The organism is Actinomadura sp. 9N407, assembly GCF_044326315.1.
Lineage (GTDB): Bacteria > Actinomycetota > Actinomycetes > Streptosporangiales > Streptosporangiaceae > Spirillospora.
In genome coordinates this window covers 31,867-57,686 of the sequence record NZ_JBIRAW010000018.1, presented here as the reverse complement: position 1 = coordinate 57,686, position 25,820 = coordinate 31,867, and the positions used below count along the sequence as shown (strand labels likewise).

The 25,820-nt window shown below is 67.3% G+C and carries 28 protein-coding genes and 1 pseudogene; 8 read left to right on the top strand and 21 right to left on the bottom strand.

The annotated features are described in order from the left end of the window. Positions 1–15: 15 nt before the first annotated feature. The 5 genes from ACH34Q_RS26475 to rpsB form a co-directional block, all read right to left on the bottom strand. Positions 16–1,107 carry a phosphatidate cytidylyltransferase gene (locus tag ACH34Q_RS26475; protein WP_395985760.1) on the bottom strand — a complete coding sequence of 364 codons (1,092 nt, stop codon included), beginning with the start codon at positions 1,105–1,107 and terminating at the stop codon, positions 16–18. After that, positions 1,107–1,664, bottom strand: coding sequence for a ribosome recycling factor (gene frr, locus ACH34Q_RS26470; protein WP_395985880.1), 558 nt, complete (start codon positions 1,662–1,664; stop codon positions 1,107–1,109). Before frr ends, ACH34Q_RS26475 begins: the two co-directional genes overlap by 1 nt. 64 nt (positions 1,665–1,728) lie before the next feature. Then, positions 1,729–2,496, bottom strand: a complete 768-nt coding sequence (pyrH, locus tag ACH34Q_RS26465) for a UMP kinase (RefSeq protein WP_395985759.1) — start codon at positions 2,494–2,496, stop codon at positions 1,729–1,731. A gap of 349 nt (positions 2,497–2,845) precedes the next feature. Further along, positions 2,846–3,682 (bottom strand): translation elongation factor Ts, encoded by an 837-nt coding sequence (tsf, locus tag ACH34Q_RS26460; protein ID WP_395985758.1) that lies wholly within the window; start codon positions 3,680–3,682, stop codon positions 2,846–2,848. 97 nt (positions 3,683–3,779) lie between these two features. After that, positions 3,780–4,841 carry a 30S ribosomal protein S2 gene (rpsB, locus tag ACH34Q_RS26455; RefSeq protein ID WP_395985757.1) on the bottom strand — a complete coding sequence of 354 codons (1,062 nt, stop codon included), beginning with the start codon at positions 4,839–4,841 and terminating at the stop codon, positions 3,780–3,782. A gap of 400 nt (positions 4,842–5,241) precedes the next feature. Between rpsB and ACH34Q_RS26450 the strand changes: the two genes are divergently transcribed. Beyond that, a complete protein-coding gene (locus ACH34Q_RS26450; RefSeq protein ID WP_395985756.1) occupies positions 5,242–5,973 on the top strand; it encodes a M23 family metallopeptidase in 732 nt (243 codons plus the stop codon). A gap of 39 nt (positions 5,974–6,012) precedes the next feature. Here the strand turns inward: ACH34Q_RS26450 and ACH34Q_RS26445 are convergent, their stop codons facing one another. Further along, on the bottom strand, positions 6,013–6,930 hold the full coding sequence (locus tag ACH34Q_RS26445; RefSeq protein WP_395985755.1) for a tyrosine recombinase XerC: 918 nt from the start codon (positions 6,928–6,930) through the stop codon (positions 6,013–6,015). Positions 6,931–7,188: 258 nt separating this feature from the next. Between ACH34Q_RS26445 and ACH34Q_RS26440 the strand changes: the two genes are divergently transcribed. The 3 genes and pseudogenes from ACH34Q_RS26440 to ACH34Q_RS26430 all read left to right on the top strand — a co-directional run bounded on the left by ACH34Q_RS26440 (position 7,189) and on the right by ACH34Q_RS26430 (position 10,514). Continuing rightward, entirely contained in the window at positions 7,189–7,542 is a 354-nt protein-coding gene (locus tag ACH34Q_RS26440; protein ID WP_395985754.1) for a YraN family protein, read from the top strand. 132 nt (positions 7,543–7,674) lie between these two features. Next, positions 7,675–8,643 (top strand): annotated as a pseudogene (locus tag ACH34Q_RS26435) (ATP-binding protein); the annotation flags it as partial. 68 nt (positions 8,644–8,711) lie between these two features. Then, positions 8,712–10,514 carry a recombinase family protein gene (locus ACH34Q_RS26430; RefSeq protein WP_395985753.1) on the top strand — a complete coding sequence of 601 codons (1,803 nt, stop codon included), beginning with the start codon at positions 8,712–8,714 and terminating at the stop codon, positions 10,512–10,514. Between the two features lie 1,109 nt (positions 10,515–11,623). Here ACH34Q_RS26430 and ACH34Q_RS26425 read toward each other — a convergent pair. From ACH34Q_RS26425 to ACH34Q_RS26405, 5 genes are all read right to left on the bottom strand, one after another. Continuing rightward, positions 11,624–11,920 carry a hypothetical protein gene (locus ACH34Q_RS26425; RefSeq protein WP_395985752.1) on the bottom strand — a complete coding sequence of 99 codons (297 nt, stop codon included), beginning with the start codon at positions 11,918–11,920 and terminating at the stop codon, positions 11,624–11,626. 10 nt (positions 11,921–11,930) lie between these two features. Then, positions 11,931–12,173, bottom strand: coding sequence for a DUF397 domain-containing protein (locus ACH34Q_RS26420; RefSeq protein ID WP_395985751.1), 243 nt, complete (start codon positions 12,171–12,173; stop codon positions 11,931–11,933). Between the two features lie 219 nt (positions 12,174–12,392). Then, positions 12,393–12,692 (bottom strand): hypothetical protein, encoded by a 300-nt coding sequence (locus ACH34Q_RS26415; RefSeq protein WP_395985750.1) that lies wholly within the window; start codon positions 12,690–12,692, stop codon positions 12,393–12,395. Positions 12,693–12,755: 63 nt separating this feature from the next. Continuing rightward, entirely contained in the window at positions 12,756–13,586 is an 831-nt protein-coding gene (locus ACH34Q_RS26410) for a helix-turn-helix domain-containing protein (protein ID WP_395985749.1), read from the bottom strand. Further along, entirely contained in the window at positions 13,586–14,140 is a 555-nt protein-coding gene (locus tag ACH34Q_RS26405; protein ID WP_395985748.1) for a DUF6879 family protein, read from the bottom strand. Before ACH34Q_RS26405 ends, ACH34Q_RS26410 begins: the two co-directional genes overlap by 1 nt. Positions 14,141–14,654: 514 nt before the next feature. Here ACH34Q_RS26405 and ACH34Q_RS26400 point away from each other — a divergent pair. Together ACH34Q_RS26400 and dprA are read left to right on the top strand one after the other, a co-directional pair. Then, positions 14,655–15,323, top strand: a complete 669-nt coding sequence (locus tag ACH34Q_RS26400; RefSeq protein ID WP_395985747.1) for an ATP-binding protein — start codon at positions 14,655–14,657, stop codon at positions 15,321–15,323. Continuing rightward, positions 15,320–16,591 carry a DNA-processing protein DprA gene (gene dprA, locus ACH34Q_RS26395; protein WP_395985746.1) on the top strand — a complete coding sequence of 424 codons (1,272 nt, stop codon included), beginning with the start codon at positions 15,320–15,322 and terminating at the stop codon, positions 16,589–16,591. Before ACH34Q_RS26400 ends, dprA begins: the two co-directional genes overlap by 4 nt. Positions 16,592–16,780: 189 nt before the next feature. On the opposite strand, the gene ACH34Q_RS26390 is transcribed toward dprA, so the two are convergent. The 10 genes from ACH34Q_RS26390 to ffh all read right to left on the bottom strand — a co-directional run bounded on the left by ACH34Q_RS26390 (position 16,781) and on the right by ffh (position 23,902). After that, positions 16,781–17,092 (bottom strand): DUF2469 domain-containing protein, encoded by a 312-nt coding sequence (locus tag ACH34Q_RS26390; RefSeq protein ID WP_395985745.1) that lies wholly within the window; start codon positions 17,090–17,092, stop codon positions 16,781–16,783. After that, the gene (locus tag ACH34Q_RS26385) at positions 17,089–17,820 is read right to left on the bottom strand and encodes a ribonuclease HII (RefSeq protein ID WP_395985744.1); all 732 of its coding nucleotides are present in this window, start codon (positions 17,818–17,820) and stop codon (positions 17,089–17,091) included. Before ACH34Q_RS26385 ends, ACH34Q_RS26390 begins: the two co-directional genes overlap by 4 nt. 283 nt (positions 17,821–18,103) lie before the next feature. After that, complete coding sequence (gene lepB, locus ACH34Q_RS26380) at positions 18,104–19,003, bottom strand: signal peptidase I (RefSeq protein WP_395985743.1); 900 nt, start codon at positions 19,001–19,003, stop codon at positions 18,104–18,106. Between the two features lie 167 nt (positions 19,004–19,170). Beyond that, entirely contained in the window at positions 19,171–19,521 is a 351-nt protein-coding gene (rplS, locus tag ACH34Q_RS26375) for a 50S ribosomal protein L19 (RefSeq protein ID WP_395985742.1), read from the bottom strand. A 155-nt stretch (positions 19,522–19,676) separates the two neighbouring features. Then, positions 19,677–20,465: a tRNA (guanosine(37)-N1)-methyltransferase TrmD gene (gene trmD / locus ACH34Q_RS26370; RefSeq protein ID WP_395985741.1), complete on the bottom strand. Its 789-nt coding sequence runs from the start codon at positions 20,463–20,465 to the stop codon at positions 19,677–19,679. A 10-nt stretch (positions 20,466–20,475) separates the two neighbouring features. Further along, positions 20,476–20,628 carry a hypothetical protein gene (locus ACH34Q_RS26365; RefSeq protein ID WP_395985740.1) on the bottom strand — a complete coding sequence of 51 codons (153 nt, stop codon included), beginning with the start codon at positions 20,626–20,628 and terminating at the stop codon, positions 20,476–20,478. Beyond that, complete coding sequence (rimM, locus tag ACH34Q_RS26360) at positions 20,625–21,149, bottom strand: ribosome maturation factor RimM (protein ID WP_395985739.1); 525 nt, start codon at positions 21,147–21,149, stop codon at positions 20,625–20,627. Before rimM ends, ACH34Q_RS26365 begins: the two co-directional genes overlap by 4 nt. A 2-nt stretch (positions 21,150–21,151) precedes the next feature. Then, entirely contained in the window at positions 21,152–21,394 is a 243-nt protein-coding gene (locus ACH34Q_RS26355; RefSeq protein WP_151568089.1) for an RNA-binding protein, read from the bottom strand. 1 nt (position 21,395) lies between these two features. Continuing rightward, the gene (gene rpsP, locus ACH34Q_RS26350; protein ID WP_395985738.1) at positions 21,396–21,932 is read right to left on the bottom strand and encodes a 30S ribosomal protein S16; all 537 of its coding nucleotides are present in this window, start codon (positions 21,930–21,932) and stop codon (positions 21,396–21,398) included. Positions 21,933–22,333: 401 nt separating this feature from the next. Further along, complete coding sequence (ffh, locus tag ACH34Q_RS26345) at positions 22,334–23,902, bottom strand: signal recognition particle protein (RefSeq protein ID WP_395985737.1); 1,569 nt, start codon at positions 23,900–23,902, stop codon at positions 22,334–22,336. A gap of 242 nt (positions 23,903–24,144) precedes the next feature. Here ffh and ACH34Q_RS26340 point away from each other — a divergent pair, with 242 nt between their 5' ends. Together ACH34Q_RS26340 and ACH34Q_RS26335 are read left to right on the top strand one after the other, a co-directional pair. Further along, positions 24,145–24,867, top strand: coding sequence for an RNA polymerase sigma factor (locus ACH34Q_RS26340; RefSeq protein ID WP_395985736.1), 723 nt, complete (start codon positions 24,145–24,147; stop codon positions 24,865–24,867). A 62-nt stretch (positions 24,868–24,929) separates the two neighbouring features. Further along, positions 24,930–25,817, top strand: a complete 888-nt coding sequence (locus tag ACH34Q_RS26335) for a hypothetical protein (RefSeq protein ID WP_395985735.1) — start codon at positions 24,930–24,932, stop codon at positions 25,815–25,817. Positions 25,818–25,820: the final 3 nt, after the last annotated feature.

The window sequence follows — 25,820 nt, the reverse complement described above, 5'->3', positions numbered from 1 at the left end:
GGGGCCCGTCCCGTCCTAGGCGGAGGGGACGAACAGCTCCAGCAGGAGCCAGACGACCGGCGCGGTCACGACGAGCGAGTCGAGCCGGTCCATGACGCCGCCGTGCCCGGGGAGCAGGGTGCCCATGTCCTTGATGCCGAGATCCCGCTTGAGCATCGACTCGATCAGGTCGCCGACGGTGGCGGTGAACACGGCCACGGCACCGATCACGATCCCGTGCCACATCTCGCCGTCGTGCAGCAGCCACCACATCAGCCACGCCCCGACCAGCATGCAGGCCAGCGCGGACCCGGCCAGGCCCTCCCAGGTCTTCTTGGGGCTGATCGCGGGGGCCAGCTTGTGCCGGCCGAAGAACGTACCGGCGAAGAACCCGCCGATGTCGCTGGCGACGGTGACCGCGATGAAGATGACGATCCGGTGGTCGCCGTCCCCGGGCGCCATCAGCAGCGCCACGATCCCGCCCATCAGGATCAGGTAGCCGGCCGCGAACACGGCGGCCGTGACGTCCCGTACGTACCCGTCGGCGGGGCCGTCGGCCATCCGCCACACCAGCACGGTCAGCACGATCAGCGCCACCGCGCCGACCAGTGCCTCCGGACCCCACGCGTACGCCACGACCGGGGCCGCGACCATCCCGATCCCGAGCGGGATCATCGGGATCCGGATCTCGCGCGTCCCGAACGCCCCGGCCAGCTCGCGCAGGCCGAGGAACAGGAACACGATCATGACGCCGAGGAAGATCTCCTTGACGGTGTACAAGGAGACCAGGGTCAGTGCGCCAAGGCCCACCCCGACGGCGGCCGCGATGGGCAGGTTGCGGCCGATGCTCCGCTTTCCCGGCTCAGGCGTAACGCCCGGCTCAGGCGCTGTGTCCGGCTCAGGCGGGGTGTCCGGCTCAGGCGCTGTTACGGCGTCGGACGCGGAGCCCGGCTCGGGGGCGCGCTCCGGTGCGGTACCCGCCCCGGAGGCGGTCGCCGACTCGGAGGCGGTCGCCGACTCGGGGTTCAAGGAGGGCAGGCCGGACTCCACCGTCCCGCCGGGGGCGGGACCGGGAGCCTGCGGCTCACCCGGGGAGCCCTCGGGCTCCCCGGTTCTGTCGACTCTCATCAAACCTCGAGCAGTTCGGCCTTCTTGTGCTCGAGAAGCTCGTCGATCTGCGCCACATAGCGGTGCGTCGTGTCGTCGAGTTCCTTCTCGGCACGCCGTACGTCGTCCTCGCCGGCCTCGCCGTCCTTGGCCAGCTTGTCGAGCGTCTCCTTGGCCCGCCGCCGGACGTTGCGGATGGCGATCTTGCTGTCCTCCGCCTTGGTGCCCGCGACCTTGATGAACTCCTTGCGGCGCTCCTCCGACAGCTCCGGGAACACGACCCGGATGACGTTGCCGTCGTTGCTGGGATTGACGCCGAGGTCGCTGTCGCGGATGGCCCGCTCCACCGCCCCCATGGAGGACTTGTCGAAGACCTGCACGATGACCATCCGCGGCTCGGGCAGGGTGAACGACGCCAGCTGGTTGACCGGCGTCGGCGTCCCGTAGTACTCCGCGGTGATCTTGTTGAACATGGCGGGGGTGACCCGGCCGGTGCGGATGGTCTGGAAGTCCTCCTTGGCGACCGCGACCGCCTTCTCCATTTTCTCCTCGGCCTCGAGGAGGGTCTCGTCGATCACTTCGACTCCCATGTCATCAGAGCGGCCCTATGTCCCTGCCGGTCCGTACCGCGAACGGGGCGGATCAGCCGTTCGCCGGACTGACCAGCGTGCCGATCTTCTCACCCCGGACGGCCCGGACGATGTTGCCCTGTCCCATCAGGTCGAAGACCACGATGGGAAGCGCGTTGTCCATGCAGAGGCTGATGGCCGTGGCGTCCATGACCTTCAAACCTCGTTGTAGGACTTCACCGTAATCCAAACGGTCGAACTTCACCGCGTCGGAATTCTTACGCGGATCGGCGTCGTACACGCCGTCCACCTGAGTCGCCTTCAGCACCGCCTCCGCGCCGATCTCCAGCGCGCGCTGCGCCGCGGTGGTGTCGGTGGAGAAGAACGGCTGGCCGAGACCCGCGCCGAAGATCACCACGCGGCCCTTCTCCAGGTGCCGGATGGCGCGCCGGGGGATGTACGGCTCGGCGACCTGGCTCATCGTGATCGCGGTCTGCACCCGGGTGTCCAGCCCCAGCTTCTCCAGGAAGTCCTGCAGCGCCAGGCAGTTGATCACCGTGCCGATCATGCCCATGTAGTCGCCGCGGCCGCGGTCCATGCCGCGCTCGGCCAGCGCGGCGCCGCGGAACATGTTGCCGCCGCCGCACACGACCGCGACCTGCACACCGTCCTGGACGGCCTCGGCGATCGCCTCGGCGACATGCTGGACGATCTCCGGGTCGATGCCCAGCGGGTCGCGGCCGGCGAACGCCTCGCCCGAGAGCTTCAGCAGCACCCGCTTCCAGCCCGTCCGGGGCGCGTGCCGGTCCGGCGACGAGTCCGCCGTCGGATCACTGGTCATTGGCTCCGGCACGTCGGCGGCCTCCTCGTTCGGCGTCTGGTGAAATCGTCGTTCGCTGTCTCGTTCGCTGTCTCGTTCGCTGTCTCCAGGATGCCCCCTGGCGGGCGCTTTCCGTTCCGCGACCCCCGGCCGAGACATTACGCCCTGCCGCGGCGGTCGGACGCGGGAATCGTCGACCCGGCCCGGACCGTCCTGAAAACGGCCCCGTCCGTGAGGAACGGGGCCGTTCCGTGACGTACGAACGACGTGGTCGCCGGCCGGGACCGGAGCCGGCGATCCGGGCCCGAGGACCCGGATCACCGGACCTGAATCACCGGGCCTGGATCACCAGATCTGGATCAGGCCTGGATCAGGCCTGGCCGACCTTGAAGCGCGCGAAGCGGACGACCTTGACGCCGGCCTCGTCGAGCACCTTGGTGATGGTCTTCTTGTTGTCCTTGACGAACGCCTGCTCCAGCAGCACCAGGTCGCGGAAGTAGCCGTTGACCCGGCCCTCGACGATCTTCGGGATGGCCTTCTCGGGCTTGCCCTCGTCGCGGGTGATCTGCTCGGCGAGCGCCCGCTCCTTCTCGACCGCCTCGGCGGGGATCTCGTCGCGGGTGAGGTACTTGGGGGCCATCGCCGCGATCTGCTGCGCGATGTCCTTGGCGACCTCGGCGTTGACACCGTCCAGCTGCACCAGCACGCCGGTCGTCGGCGGCAGCTGGGGGTCGGACTTGTGCAGGTAGCTGGCCACGTACTCGCCGGTGAAGTGGGCGAAGCGGCGCAGCTCCAGCTTCTCACCGATCTTGGCGCTGTTCTCCTCGATCAGCGCCTGCACGGTCGTGCCCGGCTCGATCTCGGCGGCCAGCAGCGCCGGCGCGTCGGTGGCGCCGCTGGTGATCGCGAACTCGACCAGCCGGTCGGCCAGCGCGATGAACTGCTCGTTCTTGGCGACGAAGTCGGTCTCGCAGTTGAGCTCGAGGATCGCGCCGTCGCCCTGGCCGAGGAAGCGCTCGGCGACCAGGCCGTTGCCGGCGGTGCGCTCGGCGCGCTTGCCGACGTCCTTGGCGCCCTTGAGGCGCAGGATCTCGACCGCCTTGTCGAACTCGCCATCGGCCTCGGTGAGGGCGTTCTTGCAGGCCATCATGCCGGAGCCGGTCATCTCGCGAAGCCGCTTGACGTCAGCGGCGGTGAAGTTCGCCATCGCTCTCTTCGTCTCTGTCGTGGTGGGACGTCTGTTGGAGGGGGAGGGAGGGCCGGACGGGGCCCCGGGGCGTGGTCGCCGCCCCGGGCCCGCGTCGTCAGCTCTGGCCGGCGCTCTGGTCTTCCTTGGCCTCGGCGGCCTCGGCGTCGGCCGGCGCGGCCTCGGCCTCGGCCGGCGCCTCGGCGGCGGGAGCCTCAGCCTCGGCCGCGGGGGCCTCGGCGGCAGGAGCCTCGGTCTCGGCGGCGGCTTCGGCGGGCGCCTCGGCGGCGGCCTCGTCCTCGGCCGGCGTGACCTCAGCGGCCTCAGCGGCCTCGGCGGCGGGCTGCTCGCCCTCGGCCTCGGCCGGCTTGGCGGCCTCGGCGGCCGGCTGCTCCTTGTTCTCCAGCAGCTCGCGCTCCCACTCGGCCAGCGGCTCGGCGGCCTTGGCTCCGCCCTCGGCGGGCTTCTCGTCGCCGCCGGTGGCGCCCGCGCGGGCGATGAGGCCGTCGGCGACCGAGTCGGCCACCACGCGGGTCAGCAGGCTGACGCTGCGGATGGCGTCGTCGTTGCCCGGGATCGGGAAGTCGACCTCGTCCGGGTCGCAGTTGGTGTCCAGGATCGCCACGACCGGGATACCGAGCTTCTTCGCCTCGTTGACGGCGATGTGCTCCTTCTTGGTGTCCACGATCCAGATGGCGCTGGGCACCTTGGCCATGTCGCGGATACCGCCGAGGGTGCGCTCGAGCTTGTCCTTCTCGCGGCGCAGCCCGAGCAGCTCCTTCTTGGTCATCCCGGAGCCGGCGACGTCGTCGTAGTCGATCTCCTCCAGCTCCTTGAGCCGGGTGAGCCGCTTGTGCACGGTCGAGAAGTTGGTGAGCATGCCGCCCAGCCAGCGCTGGTTGACGTACGGCATGCCGACCCGGGTGGCCTGCTCGGAGATGGCCTCCTGGGCCTGCTTCTTGGTGCCGACGAACAGGATCGTGCCGCCGTGCGCGACCGTCGCCTTGACGAACTCGAAGGCGCGGTCGATGTAGGACAGCGACTGCTGCAGGTCGATGATGTAGATGCCGTTGCGCTCGGTGAAGATGAAGCGCTTCATCTTCGGGTTCCACCGACGGGTCTGGTGGCCGAAGTGAACGCCGCTCTCGAGCAGTTGCCGCATGGTGACGACGGGAGCCATGGCCCGTGTTCTCCTTCTCTGGCCCGCTGTCGGGCCACGTTTGGTTGGTTGCCTGCACCCGGACACAACCCCGCCGTCATGGATATGACGGACCGAGGGGTTGCGCCCCACCCTGCGAAGCAGATGGCTGGCGGGCGCATGAGTTCGGCCGCGCTGGACGCGACCGCCGGCCCGGGAATGTCACCCGGGCCCGTGACCTGTCCGCTCGATGATCGAGCGGCTTCTCGCTCGCCCGGCCGGGAAGGCCGGTCGAGTGACGGCCAAGCCCTGACCGGTGTCCATTCGGGCACCCCACTAGGTTATCAGGGCCCGGCAGCGCCCGGGAATCGACGGATCGGCCGGTTATCCACAGTTGCCGGAACCCCTGTGCCGCGCCTGACCGGCCCGGGAAACTGCCGCTATGACGCTGCTCACGCTGCTTCTGGCCTGCACGCTGCCGGCCGGATCACCGGTCCAGCCCGACCCGTGGCGCTGGCCTCTGGGGCCGCCCGCGCCCGTGGTCGTGCGCGCCTTCTCGCCACCGTCCAGTCCCTGGGGGCCGGGCCATCGCGGGGTCGATCTGGCCGCGCAGGCCGGGCAGGCGGTCTACGCCACCGCCTCCGGCCGCGTCTCGTACGCCGGCCGCCTCGCCGGTCGCGGCATCGTCGCCATCACCCACGGCCCGCTCCGTACGACATATCTGCCTGTACGTCCCGCCGTCAAGAAGGGCCACGACGTCGCCGCAGGCGCCCGTATCGGCACGGTGGAGCCGTCCTCCCACTGCACCGCACCATGCCTGCACTGGGGCCTCCTGAAGGGCCGCACCTACCTGGACCCGCTCAACCTCGTACGCCCGCAGGTACGCCTGCTCCCCTACTGGAGCGCCCCCGCTCCAACGCCCTCACCGTCCCCGCCACCTGACCAGCACCCGCCACCCGCCGAGCACCTGCCACCTGACGAGCACGCACCACCCGCCGAGAACACACCGCAGATGGGCCTGCGCGACGCCACAACGGCCAGTGGAGGAGCGCTGGCGGGGATGCTGCTCACGTTCACCCTGATCTCCCTGCTGCGGTACGGCCGTGCCCGCCGGCCTCCGCCACCCGGGGTCGTCGACCTCTCCCGGGAACGCCGCCTACGCCGTGCCCGCTGACCACGTTTCTCTGCAGGCGCGGTCACTGCATGGGCCTGGTCACTGCGCTCCGCGCGGGTGGGCCTGGCGGTGCACCTGCCTGAGCCTTTCCGGGGACACATGGGTGTAGATCTGCGTGGTCTGCAACGAGGCGTGCCCGAGGATCTCCTGCACGCTCCGCAGATCCGCACCGCCCTCCAGCAGGTGCGTGGCCGCACTGTGCCTCAACCCGTGAGGGCCGAGATCAGGCACCTCTCCCACCTCGGCGATGCGGGCATGCACGATCCTGCGGGCACTCGTCGGGTGCAGGCGCCCGCCACGCGCGCCCAGGAAGAGCGCTGGGCCGCTGTGCTCGTTCGCCAGGGCAGGGCGTCCAGCCCGCAGCCAGTCCCCTACCGCACGCGTCGCCGGCTCCCCTATGGGCACCGTGCGTTCCTTGTCGCCCTTGCCGAGAACGCGCACGGTCCCTCGACCGGAGTCCATGTCGTCGATGTCCAGCCCGCACAGCTCGCTGACCCGTACACCCGTACCGTAGAGAACCTCCAGTACGGCCAGGTCCCGTAGCCCGAGAGGCCCATCGATCTCCATCTCGTCCAGCAGCCGCGCGGCCTCGTCCTGGGCGAGCACGGTAGGCAGATCCCGGTGCCGCTTGGGCGTGCCCAGCAGTTGTCCTGGGTCGCGCGCCATCAGCCCGCGCCGGTGCAGGTAGGCCGTGAACCCCCGGGCCGCCGCCGTCCGCCGGGCCAGCGTCGCCCGCGCGCGCCCGCTCGCATGCTGTTGTGCCAGCCAGGCCCGCAACACGTTGACGTCGAGCCCCTCCGGCTCGTCCACGCCGACGTCCGCCGCGTACCGGCACAGGTCGAGCAGGTCACCGACATAGGCACGCAACGTGTGAGGCGACACACCACGCTCGGCCCGCAGGTGCCGCTCGAACTCCCCCAGCGCCTCCGCCAAGGCCCCGCGCTCCGTCTCGCTCACGGCGATCCACCTCCAGCCGACCACTAAACCGCCAACCCCACGGCGCCACCAGCCCGCCGTGCCACACCCCATCAAAAGATCACTGTGCGCGTCATCACGGCCCTGCCATCACGGCCCTGCCATCACGGCCCTGTGCCATCACGGCTCTGTGCCATCACGGCTCTGCGTCATCACGGCTGCGCAGAGTTATCCACAGAACCTCGTTCCACTTACGCCCCTTCCCACGCTCCGGCAGCTTCGTAGGCGGAGGGAGCCCCCATGAACAGGAACAAGAGCCTCGGAACACGCGGCGAGAACGCCGCCGCCAGCTACCTCACCGAGCTGGGCTGGACCGTCCTCGACCGCATCTGGAGCTGCGACGAGGGCGAGCTCGACATCGTCGCCCACGACGGCCTGCGCCATGTCGTCTGCGAGGTGAAGACCCGCAGCTCCACCGACTTCGGCGATCCCCTCGAAGCGATCACCCAGCAGAAGGCGCTCCGCCTGCGGCGGCTGGCCTGGCGCTGGGCCAGGGCGCACGGCGTCTCGGGCGCCGGCATCGGCGTCGACGTGATCGGCCTGGTGACCGACCGCGACGGCTTCGCCATCGAGCACGTCCGCGAAATCTGCTGACCGCACTCCGCATGCCCCTCACAGCACGACCTTCCTCATGGCACGAGTTCCCCACAGCGCGACTTCCCCGCAGCGCGACTTCCCCACAGCACGACCTTTCCCACAGCACGACCTTCACAGGAGGTGAGCTGAATGGCACTGGCCAAGACCCGCTCGGTCTCGCTCGTGGGCGTGGACGGCTACGTCGTGGACGTGGAGGCCGCCATCACCAGCGGGGTACCCGGGTTACATCTGGTCGGCCTGCCCGACGCCGCGCTGAACGAGGCACGCGACCGGGTCAGGGCCGCGGTCTACAACAGCGGTGAGGACTGGCCGAATCGCCACGTCACCGTGTCCCTGTTCCCCGCGAGCCTGCCCAAGCGCGGCTCGATCTTCGACCTCTCCATCGCGGTGGCGCTGATGGCCGCCACGGAGGCCGTGCCGCCTGCGTCCTGCGCCGGGCTCGTCCTGGTCGGCGAGCTCGGCCTGGACGGCCGGATCCGCGCCGTCCAGGGAGTCCTGCCCGCCGTGCTCGCCGCCGCGAACGCCGGCTGCCGCACGGTCGTCGTCCCGCGCGCCAACAGCGCGGAGGCGGAGCTGGTCCCCGGCATGGAGGTGATCACCGCCGGCACCCTGCGCGGCCTGCTCTGCCTCCTGCGCGACGAGCCGCCGCCCATCGAGGAGCCCGACGAGCCCCCGCCACCGACCCCACGCCCGACCGACGGGCTGACCCTGCGCGGCCAGAACCACCGCTGCGAGCTGGATCTGGCGGACGTCCGCGGGCAGGCGGAGGCCCGCCACGCCCTCGAGATCAGCGCGGCCGGCGGGCACCACCTGTTCTTCTCCGGGCCACCGGGTTGCGGCAAGACCATGCTGGCCGAACGCCTGCCGACCCTCCTCCCGCCCCTCGAACCGGACGCGGCCCTGGAGGTCTCCGCCATCCACTCGGTCGCCGGAACGCTGCCGTACGGGCAACCGCTGATCACCCGCGCACCCTTCTTCGCGCCCCACCACACCGCGTCCCGGGCGGCGATGGTCGGCGGCGGCTCCGGCCGGCTGCTCCAGCCCGGTGCCGTCTCCCTCGCCCATCGCGGGATCCTCTTCCTCGACGAGGCTAGGGAAGCAGACATACACCGCTACCCCTGACCTCACTCGCCACAGGTCAAGAGCATCCAGCCTGCTCAGGCAGGATGACGATCACAGGAGGCGAGTTGAACAACCGAGAGCCCAAGCGAGTCCTAGGCGTGGTGCGTCTGTCCAACCTCAAGGACGACACATCCAGCCCTGAGCGGCAACGAGAGAAGGTCCACTACTGGGCCAAGCTCCATGACGCTCGGATCGTGGGCATCGCTGAGGACCTAGACGTGTCCGCTATCAGCGCCTCTCCCTGGGAACGGCCTGACCTCAAAGAGTGGCTCGACAGGCCAGACGAGTACGACGTGATCGTTGCTTGGAAGCTCGATCGTCTCGCCAGGAAGACCAAGGACTTCCTAGAGCTTCTGGAGTGGGCAGACAAGCACTCTGTTCAGATCGTCGCCGTAGATGACGGTATCGACCTGTCTACGGACATCGGTCGCATGGTTGCCACCATCCTCGCCGTGTTCGGAGAGTTTGAGGGTAAGACGATGAAGCACCGTGCCAAAGACGCGTATGAACACAACATCCGTGCCGGTAAGTGGCGTGGTGGTTTCCTTCCCTATGGATACCGTCCCGTGAAGCAGGCAGACGGCTGGACACTGGAGCCGGACCCAGTGACATCGGAGATCCTCAGAGGGATCGTCCGGGACATCATCACTGGCAAGGCAGCCAACCAAGTGGTCCGAGACCTCAACGCACGCAAGGTGCCTACGTCCCTAGACGTACAGCGAATCAGCAAGGGCAAGGAGCCCAGGGGCACCCAATGGCGGGTAGCCAACCTTCTCAAGATGCTCCGCTCCAAGACACTGATTGGCCAGTACGAAGCAGAGGGATCAGAACGGCGAGAGGGCACGAAGAAGGTAATCGCGGGTGATGATGGTCTCCCTCTTCAGAGGGCTGAGCCTCTGATCACTCTCACGGAGTGGGAAGAACTTCAGGCACGGCTAGAGGAGAACTCAACCAAGCGCAGCGGGAACCGACAGGATGCCGCACCACTCCTACGCCTCCTGTTCTGCCCTGTGTGCGAGAGGCCCATGTATCGCGTGTCGGGCAGAGGGCAGCAGTACTACCGATGCTCTTCCGTCTCCGTCACAAGCATCGCCTGTGGCAACCGCTCCGTATCGGCAACCCACCTAGAGACTGTCCTAGAGGAGAGCGTTCTAGAGCTTCTGGGAGATGTCGAGAAGCTCGAAAAGATCACCATCCCTGGTGAGGACCACACTCAAGAGCTTGAGCAAGTCAAGCGCGTCATGGCTGAAGCCAGAGCCGAGAAGGACAAGGGGTATTACGACTACCCAGGAGGCGAGACAGAGTATGAAGAGCGCATGGCCAAGCTTGTGGCCAAGCGCAACCACCTAGCCTCACTCCCCAACGTCCCTACTCGTATTGAGTGGGAAAAGACAGGTGAGACCTTCCGTAACCACTGGGCCAAACTACCCACAGACGACAGGAGGCAATTCCTCCTAGACGCAAAGGTGAAGCTAGAGCCGCTTCACTGGCCAGCACCAATCGTGGCAGACGCCAGTATCTACCCTGACGCACCAACGGCAACGATTGGGGGGCAGACATACCACCTTGCTCCAATCACTCCGGAGAACAAGCGCTACGCATCCTCAACACCAATCATCCACATCCAACTAGGCGACTTGGCTGAGTTGTACGCACAGGCGACAGGGCTAGCCTCCGACAGTCCTGAGGTACAGGCATGGGCCAAGCGAAAGCACGAAGGCCCGACCCAAGCGGAACGTCAGCAGTTCATCAGCGAGGCAATGGCGCAGCAGGAGCGGGATACAGAAGCCGCTAGGGAAGCTATGTGGCGAGAGATCGAAGAATCCGAAAGAGAAGTACGTGACTGAGAACAATCCCCCCGCGAGCGTCCTTCTCGCTGCATCTGCCCAAGCCTGCCAACTCTGGCACGGCGAGTTGGCTAGAGAGATGAGTGATCCCGAGAGCCCACTACGGAAAGAGATCCATAGCCAGCTAGAGGAAAGCACGGCCAAAGTCTATGCTGTAGCCGCCTTCATGGCGGCATGGGGAAAGAACGGGACAGAGTCATTCCCAGGTGAGCGCCTAATGGCGAAGGCGCTAGCAATCGGCCGAAATACTGTCCGGACAGCTCGCAGCATCCTGGTTACTACCGGATGGCTAGTTCTCTCTCACAAGCAGAAGGGACCCAACGGAGAGTCTCACGTCTACCGCATCTCCCTACCGGCCGAACGCTGGCAAGCTGACTGGCAGAGGTTCAAGGCTCAGGAGGCAGAGGCACCCACGGCCCAAGTACCGCAGCAAGCCTCTCAGGAGGCCGCTAAGCCCTCAAAGGCCACTAGCCCTCAGTCCACCAAGTCAGAGCGGCCAAGGGACGCTTGGCAGCCGCCTCCGCCTCCTCCGTGCCCGGAGTGCGAGAAGGGGAACACAACGCGCGGGATCAATCACAGTTGCCCTCTCATGGATCCCTGGGGAGACAGCATCCTTGAACCCTGGCCAGACTGAGCCAGATGACCGGGTATCCCTGGAAAACCAGGGTGGGTCTCTCAGGAGGTCCTTACCAGTAACTCCTTTACAGGAGTTACATTACATATATAACTTAATATAGTAACTACTAATAAGGGAGTCCCAAGTACGGGACTCCCTTTTCAGTCTCTATCGAGACTAGTACGTCACTACGGACTACGTCCTTCGTTCCTAGTCACTGCGGCAAACTCCTTCGGTCGCCGCAGTAGAGGAGTCGCTATCGCTCCGTCTTGTCCTAAATAACAACCTCCGATCCCTATGAACTTCCGACCGAACACTAGAACTTCCGAACAACAACACTTCCGCCAATGCGGGACGAGAACAAGCCACAACAGGCCCTGAGAGGGCCTGAGAAGCCCTGAGAGCCCTTGAGGGCATATAATCCATACAGGGAGAGCTTTTCCATCTGTTAGGCCGTCTACGGCCTTCTCAGAGCCATGAAGGGGCATAGACCCTACTTGGCTGCCTCCTGAACAAGCGTGAACGCTCCGACCGTGAACCGCTGCCTGTCGGCTGTGGTCAAGCGTGATGAGTCTCCCTTGCCCTCCTGGTGAGCCAGGATGCAGGCAACAGCGTTCATCTTCCGTGCCCACTGCTCATAGGCCATGGCAACGGACACGCCTCCAAGCCCTACCGGGCTCTGAACGAATGCCTCAATCCCCGAGAAGCCGACACCATGTGTCGCCATCAGGTTTGTGAGCGTCGCAAACGCTTCTCTGGCCTCTGCAACGGCCTGATCTAGCTGTGACATCCGAACGGCCTTACCGGCCGTCTACGTTTCCGAGCGTTGCGACAAAGCGTCGCCACACATTCCGGCCTACAAGGATCACGGGACCATCCTTGGCAGTCGAGTCACGGACCGCTATGAAGTCCGGTCCGTTGGCTATCTCCACACAGCCGTCTTGGTTCAACTCCTCACACCTTGACGACTTCCGATACCTCAGCGGCTCCACTGCCTGTCTCCTTTCCGGGAAGCTGTGGGCAAGCGCATGCGAATGCCACATATTGAATTCCGTTGACCTTTACTGAATCCCAGCCGAATGCCATTGTGGCAATGGCATCCCTATAGGCGTCATGATTCCCAGTCCAATGAGCATCATTGACCAAAAGTTCTCGAACCCTGCTTCTGGCAGTGGCTCTATCGACTCGTTCGGCTGAGGTCTCAAACCGGCCCGTTCGGTTTGACCCGGTATGCCAATGGTCTGCATCTCCTGGGAAGGCCCTCATTTGGCCGCTGTCACATCAGGAGTGAGCACATGGGACAGGCGTTCGCCTGCCGCCTCAAGATGCCTCACAGGGCAAATCACGTCGCCCCATGAATACACGTAGACCGGTTCACCATCGTAGGAGCCGATGGTCACGTCTTCCGAGAGCTGCCCGGCATCCATGTTGACGACACGGAGAAATGTGACGCTTGTCCGGACCTGAACAACCTTTGCAGTGAATCCCCGATCACTGACGATCTGAGCAAGCGCCTCAAGGTGCGAGATGGCTTCCTGTTGCTCCGCTGCCGTTGTACTCATGCCGCAACGCTACGAAGGACAGTCGAGCAAAGCCAGAATTATTCCCGTAGTCGCATAATAATCTCAACGCCTAAAGATCGTTGCCCACTCTGACAGGCGGCCTCTGGCTTCATCGTCAAAGACTGCGAACCCTTCAAAGGTCGCAAACAGATCGAGATGAAAGGTGACATCTCTAGGGTCTCGCATCATGATTGCACCACTGAAAGTCTCAGCCGTCACAAGACGGCTGTCATAGACAGTGAACGTATTCATTGGCCCTCTAGGCAGGTGTGAGCCGAGAGGCACCACACCTATCCCAACATTAGGCAAGTGTGACAGCGATATAAGCCGGTCAACTTGCATCGCCATAAGTGTGGGAGGGCAAAGGGTCCATCGCACGGCAGACTCTGTTAGAACGAACGTGAAGCGTTTACTCTCGTCATATAGAACGGCCTGCCTGTCTAGCTTGCTCGCAACTGCCTTAGATACATCACCTGGCGAATGCGCCAGGCTTGCCCGTATGTATTCAGGCGTACTAAGCAATGCCGTAATCATTGATGGCAGAAAGTACCGTAGATCAGTAGAGCTAGCCTCAAGACTAGCTAGCTCGTTTTGCTTCTTCTCCAAGCCCTTACGAAGCAGAGAGCGAACATCTTGAAACTCAGTATTGGCAAGCCTAGCCAGAGCAATAATCTCGCTCCTTAGCTCTGCTGGCGCATTAACAGCCTCAAGGATCCGTTCGACATCAACGACAGTAGGAAGAAGCTTGCCCGTTTCAATCTTAGATATCTTGCTCTGACTCATTGCACACTGAGAGGCAAGCCGTTGCCCTGTATAACCGGCTTGCTTTCGCAGCGTCCGCAGAGTCGTTGCCAGGTCATCCTGGTGGCGACCTAGCTTTTCGGGTTCAAGCACTACCCTGGCCAGTACTCCAAGAATGGGACTGCATCCATGAGCGCGATATCTCGATATCGCTTGTACTCTTCAATGTCCGGACTATCGACTAGTTCACGGCCGATTTGAGTACCGTCCGGACGATAGAGCATCTTCACTACACGCTTTTCATCGAATAGCCAGAAGTCGTGATCCGGCAATCCAGGATCGGGCTTTCCTGTGAGATCGAGAATGCGGATATCTTCACCGGCCTTCACGTGATGCCGGTAGTACCAATCGAACTCGAATCGCAGATACTCACTCAGAGGCTTACGCACAACATGCACGCGGCCAATACTCCGGCCGCTATCCACATAGCCCTTAACTCGCTCCATCCATGGCGACCAATGATCGTCAGGGAGTCGTTCCCCAGAACGGTAACGAGTTAGGTTGGTGTCCTCCTGTGGCATTGTGTAGACAGGGTGAAGTTCCAGCCTCCAAACAGAGGCATTGAAATCATCGAAGAACTCTTGCCATACGTCATTCCCCAAGCGCACGGGCAGCCTCCAAGATAAGCGCAGCAGGAATGCGGGCAATAACCTCTCCATCCGGTGTTGCAATGGCATTCTGTAGGTAGCCTTGAACGTCTACCATCCCGTCTTGAGCAAGGGCGATGGTAGGGCAGTCATTCTCTCCACAGTCGCCCCCTGCGATGATCCGGCCAAGCTCCATAAGACCCTCTCCTCTCGTCTCTTTCGATCAGAAAGTATGACGGCTATGCGAAGCCGTCAACACCTTGCAGGAATATTCCCGCTTCGGAATAACTGGGAGGGAGTCCCGATCTACCAAAAACCCCGGACCCGTACTCGGTCAAAATGCCCTGCCCCGAGCGGGGCACAGAGCAAGCGAGGGGGGCATTACCCCAGGGTGGGTGTGCGAGGCAGGCGCTAGGCGGTCGGTCCTCCTGCGGCTGTGGCCAGGCGTGCCGCTGGCTCTCTAGGACGACTGTCAGGCTCTAGCCGCCTGCCCTCCTGGCAGGCTCACACCTGCTCCACGCTGGGCCTTCTCAGGCTCTCTCAGGCGCTCTCACGCCTGCCTGCATAGCTATGCATGGGGCCTGTAGGCCCTCAGATCGTTTGTAGGGTTCCGACACGGTGTAACTTTGGTTCCCTGGGTGAGGCCCCCGAGTTCCAAGGGGGCGTCCTGGACGCGCTGCGCCAGCCCCTGGAAGAGGGCGAGGTACGGATCTCGCGGTCCGAGGGCACGGCCAGCTTCCGGGCACGGTTCACCCTCGTCCTGGCGGCCAACCCCTGCCCCTGCGCCGCCGCCAAGCAGATCAACTGCTCCTGCGCCCCGAACGTCCGCCGCCGGTATCTCAGCCGGATCTCCGGCCCGCTCCTCGACCGGATCGACCTCAAGCTCGAACTCACCCCCGCCAGCCGCGCCGAGCTCCGCTACGACCTGGAGTTCGCCGAGGCCAGCCAGATCGTCGCCGAACGCGTGCAGACGGCACGCGACCGCACGCTCAAGCGCCTCGCGGACACCCCCTGGCGGTGCAACTCCGAGATCCCCGGCCCCGAGCTCCGCCGCCGGTTCGCGCCCCCGGCCGAGGCGATGCCGGCCGCCGACGAGGCCCTGCAGAACGGCTCGCTCAGCGCCCGCGGCCTCGACCGGATCCTGCGGGTGGCCTGGACGATCGCCGACCTGGCCGGCCATGACCGCCCCGGCGAGGACGACATCGGCGGCGCCCTCGCCCTCTGGACCGGGAGGAGATCATGACCACCGGCGATATGACCCCTGACGGCACGACCACCGGCGACATGACCAGCACCGGCAGCACGACCACAGGCAACACGTCCAAAGGCAGCACGACCACCGGCAACATGACCATCGGCGACATGACCACGGGCGAGAGGACGGCCCGCGCAGCCCTCTGCGCGATCGCCGAGCCGGGCGACACCCTGATCAACAGGATGATCGACCACACCGGCGCGCCCGGTGCCCTCGACGCGATCCGGTCCGGCCGGCTCCCCGCCGAACTGGCCCCCACCGAGGGCGAGGTACGGCGCCTCGAACACTGGCGGATCCGGCTCCGTACGGCATCTCCCGACGAGGACCTGGCCGTCTGCGACGAGATGGGCATCCGCCTGGTCTGCCCGGGCGATCCGGAGTGGCCCACCACTCTCGACGACCTCGGCCCGGCACGCCCGTACGCGCTGTGGCTGCGCGGTCCGAACGACCTACGCCATGGCTGCCTGCGCTCCGTCGCCGTGGTCGGCTCCCGCGCCGCCTCCCCCTACGGCCTGCGGGTCGCCTCCGACCTGAGCTCGCAGCTGGCCGAACGTGGCTGGACGGTGGTCTCGGGAGGTGCTCTGGGCATCGACGCGGCCGCCCACAGGGGTGCCCTGGCCGCCGATGGCCCGACCGTGGCGGCGTTCGCCAACGGCGTGGACGTCCCTTACCCGGCCGCCAACGACGGGCTCTTCGCCGAGATGGCCCGGCGCTCCCTGCTGGTCAGCGAGTCCCCGCCGGGCGCCCCGCCCAACCGGCTCCGCTTCCTCGTCCGCAACCGGGTCATCGCCGCCCTCTCCCGAGGCACGCTGATCGTCGAGGCGGAGCGCCGCAGCGGAGCCCTCAACACCGCCGCCTGGGCCCGCAAGCTGGGCCGCGCCCTGATGGCGGTACCCGGCTCGGTCCACTCCCGTACGTCCGAGGGCTGCCTGCGCCTGCTCCGCGAGGACCCGGCCGCGACCTTGATCACCTGCTGCGACGAGGTGATCGAGATGGTCGGCCAGATCGGCGCCGACCTGGCCCCGAGGCCCTCCGGCCCGGTGCTCCCCCGAGACCGCCTCGACCCGGCGACCCGCGCCGTACTGGAGGCGTTCCCGTCCCGTGGCACGGCCGGCCCGGCACAACTCGCCGCGACCGCAGGCATGGACCTGCCCACAGTGAACGGCAAGCTCGGCCTGCTGTCCGCGGCGGGCTTCATCGAACGAGACGCGGGCGGCTGGCGCCTCACCCGAGCAGCAAGATCACGATCCCACTGACGCCCGGCTCACCGGTCCAACGTCCAGATCACAAACCGGCCGGACCCGCCGGCACGATCGGCGAGTCCGGGTGCGAGCGCGGAAGGATCGATCCGACCGACACGATCCTGGGCCGGTCATCGCGGCCCGCCGCGCCGGGCGGGCCTGCCGGGCGGGGAGTCACCGGTCAGGGCGTCACTGGTCAGGGAGTCACTGGTCGGGGAGTTCGAAGTCGCTCTTGGCGAGTTCTTCGACGTTGACGTCCTTGAAGGTGACGACACGGACGTTCTTCACGAATCTCGCCGGGCGGTACATGTCCCAGACCCAGGCGTCCTGCATGGTGACCTCGAAGTAGACCTCGCCGTTGTCGGTGCCGCGCACCTGCAGGTCCACCGAGTTGGTGAGGTAGAACCTCCGCTCGGTCTCGACCACGTAGGTGAACAGCCCGACGACATCCCGGTACTCGCGATAGAGCTGAAGCTCCATCTCGGTCTCGTACTTCTCGAGATCCTCGGCGCTCACGCTGGTGCCCCTTCCGTCCGGCCGTCGCCGGGGAGCAGAAGATCGTCTCCGGCCTCCCCCAAGGCCATCGCTCCATTCTTACGCAAGGCCCGCCCCACATTGACGAAGGAGAACCGATGTTCGGGACAGGGACCGTGCTCGGCCAGCGCCGCCGAGTGATCGCGCGTCACGTAGCCCTTGTGCACGTCGAACCCGTAGTCGGGGTACCGCTCGTGCAGCCCCACCATGATCCGGTCCCGGGTCACCTTGGCCACGATGGACGCGGCCGCCACGCAGGCGGCGACCTGGTCGCCCTTGATCATGGCCAGCGCCGGCACGCCCAGTCCCGGCACCTTGAACCCGTCGGTGAGCACGTACGCGGGCCGCCGCTCCAGGGCCGCCAGCGCGCGCCGCATTCCGGCGATGTTGCACCGGTGGACGCCGATCCGGTCGATGTCGTGGCAGGGGATGACGATGGCGCTCCAGGCCTCCGCCCGCTCGACGATCTCCGCGTACAGGTCCTCCCGCCGCGCGGGCGTGAGGAGCTTGGAGTCGGCCAGCCCGGCGATCCGTCCCCGCCGCCCGTCCGGCAGGATCGCCGCTCCGACCACGAGCGGTCCCGCGCAGGCTCCCCGCCCCGCCTCGTCGACGCCGGCCACCGGCGTGAGTCCGGCGTGCTCCAGGACGCGTTCGTAGGCGTAGAGCCCTGCGTCGCGTCGCGGCGTGTAGCGGAGTGGACGTCCCTTCATGCTCCGCAGGGTACGTCGCCGACGGCCGTCAAGGTGCCGCGAATACCCCGTTAACGCCGCCCTGACTCCCCTGCCGCACGACCGCGTCGTCCGAAGGGGCTTCCGACCATGCCTTTTACCCAGAGCCGCATTGCCCGGAGCCGCATCGCCCAGAGCCGCATTGCCCGGAATCGCATCCTGCCCAGTGTCATCGCCCGGGAGCCACACTCTGGCGTAACCAGCGCCACACCCATCTGCCGGTAGGTCCTGCCCGCCGGTAGGTCCTGCCGGCCGGTCCTGCCGGTCAGGGGCGGCGGCGCAGACGGCGGCGGAGGTAAATGATCGGGACGGCGCCCACGAGGCCCAGGGCGATCGGAGTGGCCGGCAGTACGGCGGCCGCAGCGTTCAGGGCGGGCTGCTCGTAGGTGTCGGGGATGGGGAGGTTGTCGATCCGGTTCAGCGGCCAGACGACGAAGAAGGCACGGCCGATCACGCGGCTGACCGGGACGGCGCCGCCGCCCGGGTCGCCGCGGTGGGAGCGGGAGTCGTACGACAGTTCGCGGTGGTCGCCCATCACCCAGAGCTGGCCGGGCTTGACCGTGACCTCGAAGGGGTCGTTGGACGGCTTGTTGGGCTCGCCGGTCGCCGGGTCGGTGAACAGGTAGGACTTCTCGTCCAGGGGCGTTCCGTTGACGGTGACGCGGCCCTTGGCGTCGCAGCACTTCACCTTGTCGCCGGGGATGCCGATGACCCGCTTGATGTAGTCCTTCTCGTTGGGGGCGACGCCGAACGCCCCGCCGATGGCGCGCAGGACCTTGGAGACGGGGTTGCCCGGCTCCTCGACCTGGACCTCGGGGTCCCAGGAGTCGAGGCCGTTGAAGACGACGATGTCACCGCGCTTGATGTCGCGGGTGTGGTAGACGATCTTGTTGACCAGGACCCGGTCGCCGATCTGCAGGGTGTTCTCCATCGACCCGGAGGGGATGTAGAACGCCTGCACCGCGAAGGCCTTGATCACCAGGGCGAGGACCAGGGCGACGCCGACGAGGATCGGGAGTTCCTTCCAGAACGATCCCTGCTTCTTCTTGCGCTCGTCCTTGCCGGGAGGCTGCTTGCCGGAAGAATCGTCCTTGCCGGGAGAATCCTGATCTGAGGACACGGCCTCTTCCTCTTCGGGCACCGCGCCCTCGGCTTCGGATCGCACGTCTCTCCGATCGTCCTCGTCATCCATCAGACCGAAAGCCTATCGGCGCGGGGCCCACGGCACCGCGTACCTGGCCGTGTCGCCCGAGGCGAGCCCTCTGGCGAGCCCCTGAAACGGGCAACGCCCCGGTCACCGCGATGGGTTCCCGGGGCGTCGGCGAGCACGGCTCAGAAGTCGCGCTTCTCCTTGATGCGCGCGGCCTTGCCGCGCAGGTTGCGCAGGTAGTAGAGCTTGGCGCGGCGGACGTCACCGCGGGTGACGACCTCGATCTTCTCGATCGAGGGGCTGTTGAGCGGGAAGGTGCGCTCGACGCCGACGCTGTAGCTGACCTTGCGGACGGTGAAGGTCTCGCGGGAGGCGCCGCCCTGCCGCCGGATCACCACACCCTGGAACACCTGGATCCGGCTCCGGGTGCCCTCAGTGACGCGGACGTGCACCTTGAGCGTGTCGCCCGGACGGAAGTCCGGAACGTCGGCGCGCATCGCGGCCTTCTCGATCTCCTGGATCAGGGTGTGCATGACAGCGGTTCCTCGCAGGTCGAACGCGGACATCGAGAGGCCCCGAGGACATCGTGCAAAGGGGGGCATCGCGCCGCGCGAGTTGGTGGATCTTCTTCGAAAGTCTGGACACCGTGCCGTGGGACGGCATGCGTCCACGCACAACGGGTGACGCTCTAGTGTGCCATAGGTTCGCCGTCAACCGGAAAACCGGCCTCCCGCAGCACCTGGTGATCATGCTTGTCGAGCTTCTCCGGGTCCATCCTGGCCAGCAGTTCGGGCCGGTTCCCGGCGGTACGCCGCAGTGCCTCGTCCCGCCGCCAGCGGGCGATCGCGCCGTGGTTCCCCGACAGCAGGATGTCCGGTACGGAGCGTTCACGCCAGACCGGGGGCTTGGTGTAGACGGGCCCTTCGAGCAGGGACTCCATCGCCCCGGGCGCGAACGAGTCGTCGGTCACCGAGTCGGCGTTGCCCAGCACGCCCGGCAGCAGCCGGCCGACGGCCTCCACGATGACCAGGACGGCGACCTCCCCGCCGGCGAGCACGAAGTCGCCGAGGCTGACCTCGTCCACCGGCATCCGGGTCCTGGCCTCCTCGACCACCCGGGAGTCGATCCCCTCGTACCGCCCGCAGGCGAACACCAGCCACTCCTCGGCGGCCAGCTCGGCGGCCAGCGCCTGGGTGAACGGGCGGCCGCTCGGCGTGGGCACCACCAGGCGCGGCGCACGGCCGGCGTCGGGTGGCGCGATGGTGTCCAGGACCTCACCCCACGGCTCCGGCTTCATGACCATGCCGGGCCCGCCGCCGTACGGCGTGTCGTCGACCGTGCGGTGCCGGTCGTGCGTCCATTCCCGCAGGTCGTGCACCTGTACGTCGAGCAGCCCCGTACGACGCGCCTTGCCGAGCAGCGAGACGTCGAGCGGGGCGAAGTAGTCGGGGAAGATCGTGACGATGTCGAGCTTCATAGGCCGAACTTCATGGGGTGGGCTTGCTGGGACCGGGCGTGCCGGGGTCAGGCTTGGTCAGGCCGTGCTTAGCCAGACCGGGCTTGGCCAGGCTTGGCTTGATCAAACCCGGCTTGGTCAGACCGGGCATGGTCAGATCGGGCTTGATCGGATCGGGCTTCACAGCTCGAGACCGGGCGGGGGGTCGATCACCAGCCGGCCGCCGGGGACATCGACCTCGGGGACCAGCGCGGCGACGAACGGCACCAGCGTCTCGCCCCCGTCGGCGCGGCGGATCACCAGTAGATCCTGGCCGTGATGGCGGATCTCGGCGACCGCGCCGACCTCGTCCCCCTCGACGGTGACCACGGTGAGCCCGATCAGCTGCTGATCATGGAACTCATCGGGATCGTCGAGGACGGGGACGTCCTCAGGGTCGACGACCAGCCAGACGCCGCGGAGTTCCTCCGCGGCGTCCCGGTCGCCGACCCCGGCGAAGCGCACGAGCAGGCGACCCGAATGCCAACGGGTCTGCTCGACCATCAGCGGTCCGGTGGCCGCGGGATCGGTGGCGAGCTCGGTGCCCGCCGCGAACCGGAGATCCGGATCGTCGGTACGGACATCGATGGTGAGCTCACCGCGAATCCCGTGCGGCCGGCCGACCCGGCCGATCACCAGCCGATCGACCGGCCCGCCGGGCCGCATGGTCAGCGGACCTCGTTGACGTCGAGCAGGTCGACGCGCACGTACCGGCCCCCGGAAAGGGCGCTGATGACCGTGCGCAGGGCCTTCGCGGTACGCCCGCTACGGCCGATGACCTTGCCGAGATCCTCGGGGTGCACGCGCACCTCGAGAACCCGGCCGCCCCTGATACGGCGCGCCCGCACCCGGACGTCGTCCGGGTGCTCGACGATTCCGCGTACCAGGTGCTCGAGCGCTTCTTCGAGCACGTCAGCCCTCGCTCTTGACTTCGGTCGTCTCGTCGGCCTTGGCGCCCTCGTCCTCGCCCTTGGCCTTCTTCGGCTCGGCCTTGGCGCTGTCGTCCTCGCCCTTGGCCTGCTTCGGCTCGGCCTTCTTCGGCTCGGCCTTCTTCGGCTCGGCCTTCTTCTTGGCCTTGGTCGCCGCGGCGGCGGCCTCGGTGTCGCCCATCGACTCCTTGACGGCGGACTCGAAGACGGCCTTCTTGTCGGTCTTCGGCTCGGCCACCCTGAGCGTGCCCTCGGCACCGGGCTCGCCCTTGTGCTTCTGCCAGTCACCGGTGATCTTGAGCAGGTTCAGCACCGGCGGGGTCGGCTGCGCGCCGACGCCCAGCCAGTACAGGGCGCGCTCGGAGTTGATCTGGATGAGGGAGGGCTCCTCCTTGGGGTGGTAGAGCCCGATCTCCTCGATGGCACGGCCGTCCCGCTTGGTGCGGGCATCGGCGACGACGATCCGGTACTGCGGGTTCCGGATCTTCCCCAGACGCTTAAGCTTGATCTTGACTGCCACGGGTGTGGTGTTCTCCAGACTGATTAACAGGGTGAGCGGGCCTTACCAGGTGGGGACACCGGTGTCGGGCCGCTCGATGGACTCCGGCCGCGCAGAACGAGAGAGGGCGCCTGGCGACTCCGGGGTTTCCAGCCTGCCATTCTGCCAGACGAACGCGCGAAAAGCGCAATCGCGCGAGGACACGCGGCCACTCGCCCGCCGCCGTTCCCCATAAACCCCGACATCACCGGCGCGATTTCTCGCTCGGCTGAACGGCTCTCGTTCGGTGCGGCCGCACGGGCACGCAGGCGGGGACGGCTCGCTGGGTACGGCCGCCCCCTACCAGGGACGCTCGAAGCGACCTCGTGACGCTTCTTCCTGAAGCGGCCGCGAGGCCGCTTCCTGTCGAAGCGGCCTCGCGGCTACTTCTTCTTGCGGCCCTGGAGCTTGTTCAGGTCGGGCATCTGGAAACCGGGAGGCAGCTGGCCGCCGCCCAGGCCCGGAGGGAGCTGCCCGCCGAGGCCCGGCGGGAGGCCCTGGGGCGTGGCGTCGGCGGCGGGCTGCTGCTCCTGGTCGCCGGCGGGCTGCCCGGCGCGCTTGCGCGGGTCGCCGCTGCGCTGCTTGCCCTTCTTGGCCTTGGCCTTGATCGCCTTGGCCTTGCGCCGGCCCGGCGTACCGGGAAGGCCCATGCCGCCGGCCATCTGGCGGACCATCTTCTGGGCGTCGAAGAACCGGGTGACCAGGCTGTTGACCTCGCCGACGCTGACCCCGGAGCCCTTGGCGATCCGGGCCCGCCGGGAGCCGTTGATCATCTTGGGGTTGCCGCGCTCCTGCGGGGTCATCGAGCGGATGATGGCCGCGACGCGGTCGAGGTCCTTGTCGTCGACCTGGCTGACCTGGTCGCGGACCTGCCCCATGCCGGGCATCATGCCGAGCAGGTTGCCGATCGGGCCGAGCTTGCGGATCATCATCATCTGCTCGAGGAAGTCCTCGAGGGTGAAGTCCTCACCGGAGGCGAACTTCGTGGTCATCCGCTCGGCCTGCGCCGTGTCGAACGCCTGCTCGGCCTGCTCGATCAGGGTGAGGATGTCGCCCATGTCGAGGATCCGGCCGGCCATCCGGTCCGGATGGAAGACGCTGAAGTCCTCGAGCTTCTCGCCGGTGGAGGCGAACATGATCGGCCGGCCGGTGATGTGCCGTACCGACAGCGCGGCGCCGCCGCGGGCGTCGCCGTCGAGCTTGGTCAGCACGACCCCGTCGAAGCCGACGCCGTCGAGGAAGGCCTGCGCGGTGGTGACGGCGTCCTGGCCGATCATGGCGTCGACCACGAACAGGATCTCGTCCGGCTGGACGGCGTCGCGGATGTCGGCGGCCTGCCGCATCATCTCGGCGTCCACGCCGAGCCGGCCCGCGGTGTCGATGATCACGACGTCGTGCTGGGCGTGCTTGGCCTGGTCGATGGAGCGGCGGGCCACGTCGATCGGGTCGCCGACACCGCTGCCGGGCTCGGGGGCGAAGACGGGCACGGTGGCGCGCTCGCCGACCACCTGGAGCTGCTGTACGGCGTTGGGACGCTGCAGGTCGGCCGCCACCAGGAGCGGGGCGTGGCCGTCGGACTTCAGCCAGCGGGCCAGCTTGCCGGCCAGCGTGGTCTTACCGGCGCCCTGCAGGCCCGCCAGCATGATCACGGTGGGCGGGTTCTTGGCGAACCGGATCCGGCGCGTCTCGCCGCCGAGGATGTTGACGAGCTCCTCGTTGACGATCTTGACGACCTGCTGCGCCGGATTCAGCGCCTGCGAGACCTCCGAGCTGCGCGCCCGTTCCTTGATCTGCGCGATGAAGTCCTTGACGACGGGCAGTGCCACGTCGGCCTCGAGCAGCGCGACACGGATCTCGCGGGCCGTCGCGTTGATGTCGGCCTCGGAGAGCCGGCCCTTGCTGCGGAGCGACGAGAAGACCGTCGTCAACCGGTCGGAGAGCGTCTCGAACACGTGTCTGGACCCGTCCTTGGAAAGCTTCTGGGATCAGCCCCAGGGTATCGGGTCGCCGGGAGGCTCCCGCCCGGTCCGACGGTGAGCAGTTGTGCCGTTTCGGGGTGTGACATCCGGGCCGGTACGTACGCTGAACGCTCCAGGGGTTCCTTGCGGCGGAACGCCATGGCCCTGAAGTGATACGAAACCCCCCACCCCACCAAGGACCATCACGTGAACAAGTGGCCGCGCGACGGCGGCGCATGACGGATCGCGCCGCTTCCGACGAGGAACTCGAATCGGCCCTCCTTGACGCCCAGGCCGGGGACGAGGGTGCCTTCAGGACGCTCTACCGGGATCTCCAGCCGCGCCTGCTGCGCTACCTGCGTGCCCTGGTGGGCACCGAGGCGGAGGACGTGGCCGCGGACGCGTGGCTGCAGATCGCCCGCGACCTCGGCTCGTTCAGCGGCGACTACGACCGGTTCCGCGGCTGGGCGTCGACCGTCGCGCGGCACCGGGCACTGGACCATCTGCGCCGGGCCGGCCGGCGGCCGGACGCCAGCGTGCACATCGACGAGCTCACCGACCTGGTGGCCGCGGACGACACCGAGCGGGACGCCTTGGAACGGCTGTCCACCGGCTCGGCCATCGCCCTGATCTGCGGTCTCCCGCGCGACCAGGCGGAGGCCGTGCTGCTGCGGGTGGTGGTGGGCCTGGACGCCAAGGAGGCCGGCCGGGTGCTGGGCAAGCGTTCCGGCGCGGTACGGACCGCCGCGTACCGCGGGTTGCGGCGCCTGGCCGAACGGCTGGACGGGCCGCCGGCCGCCCGGCCGGACGAAAGCGAGCGCGGCGCAGACAGCGCGGATAGCGCAGACAGTGAGAGTGGCGAGAGCGGCGGGCCGCGGAGCGAGCAGGAGGCCGGCGACCGGCAGCCGACCGGGGCGCATGGCACTCCGCCGGACGCGGCACAGCGAGGCACGGCATGAAGGAAACGGGTGGCGAGAACGGGTGTGACACGTTCGCGGGCCCCGGCGCTGAAAAGGGTGAGATGAACACCGACGGCCATGGATGGGACCACGCCGCCGCCGAGCGCCTGCTCGACGGCGTTCGGGGCGATCCCGGGGCCGTCCCCCAGCCCCTCGCCGACCTGCTCACCGCCGCCTCCGCCCGTGGCACGGAGGCCGAGCTGGCCGGTGAGGAGGCCGCCGTGGCCGCCTTCCACGCCGCCGCGCTCTCACCGGGCGCTGAGTCACTTCAGGGCGAGTCACCTCAGAAGGCCGCGAGGGCCTGGTTCCCCCTCGTCCGGCTGTTGCCCCTGAAGATCGCGGCAATGACGCTGGTGACGGCCACGGCGGCCGGCGGGCTCGCCCTCGCGGCCCATTTCGACAGGCTTCCGCTCGGGCCGCTGTCGCCCGCGCCCACCCCCGAGGCCTCGCCCCGGAGCCCGCACGCGTCCGCCCGCCCGAACGCGGTGCCAGGACAGGAGGAGGGCCCCTCCGCCTCGCCGTCGCGTGCGGTCCTGCTGGGCCAGTGCCAGACCTACACGGCCGTCGAGCCCGGCCAGCGCGCGAACGAGCTCAGCAAGCCCGCCCTGCGCGGCCTGGTCCGGGCCGCGGGAGGGACGTCGAACGTTCCCTCGTACTGCGCCCGCCTGATGCCGCCGCAGCAGCCCACCGAAGGGGCCACTCCCGAGACGAGCGATAACGCCACGAAGCCACCTGTGGTCAAGAGGCCCCCGGACAGCCAGAACGGCCGGAACGGCCAGAGGCCGGACAAGGGGAAGCCACAGACGCCCAACAGCCCCAAGCCCGGCAACGGCGGCGGTGGCGCCCCCGACGACGCCGTTCCCGACGACAAGGGCGGGCCGCCCAGCGGCGGCATGGCACCGGACGAGGGCCACGGCATGAGCGGCCCCGAGCAACGGACCACCCCTTGAACC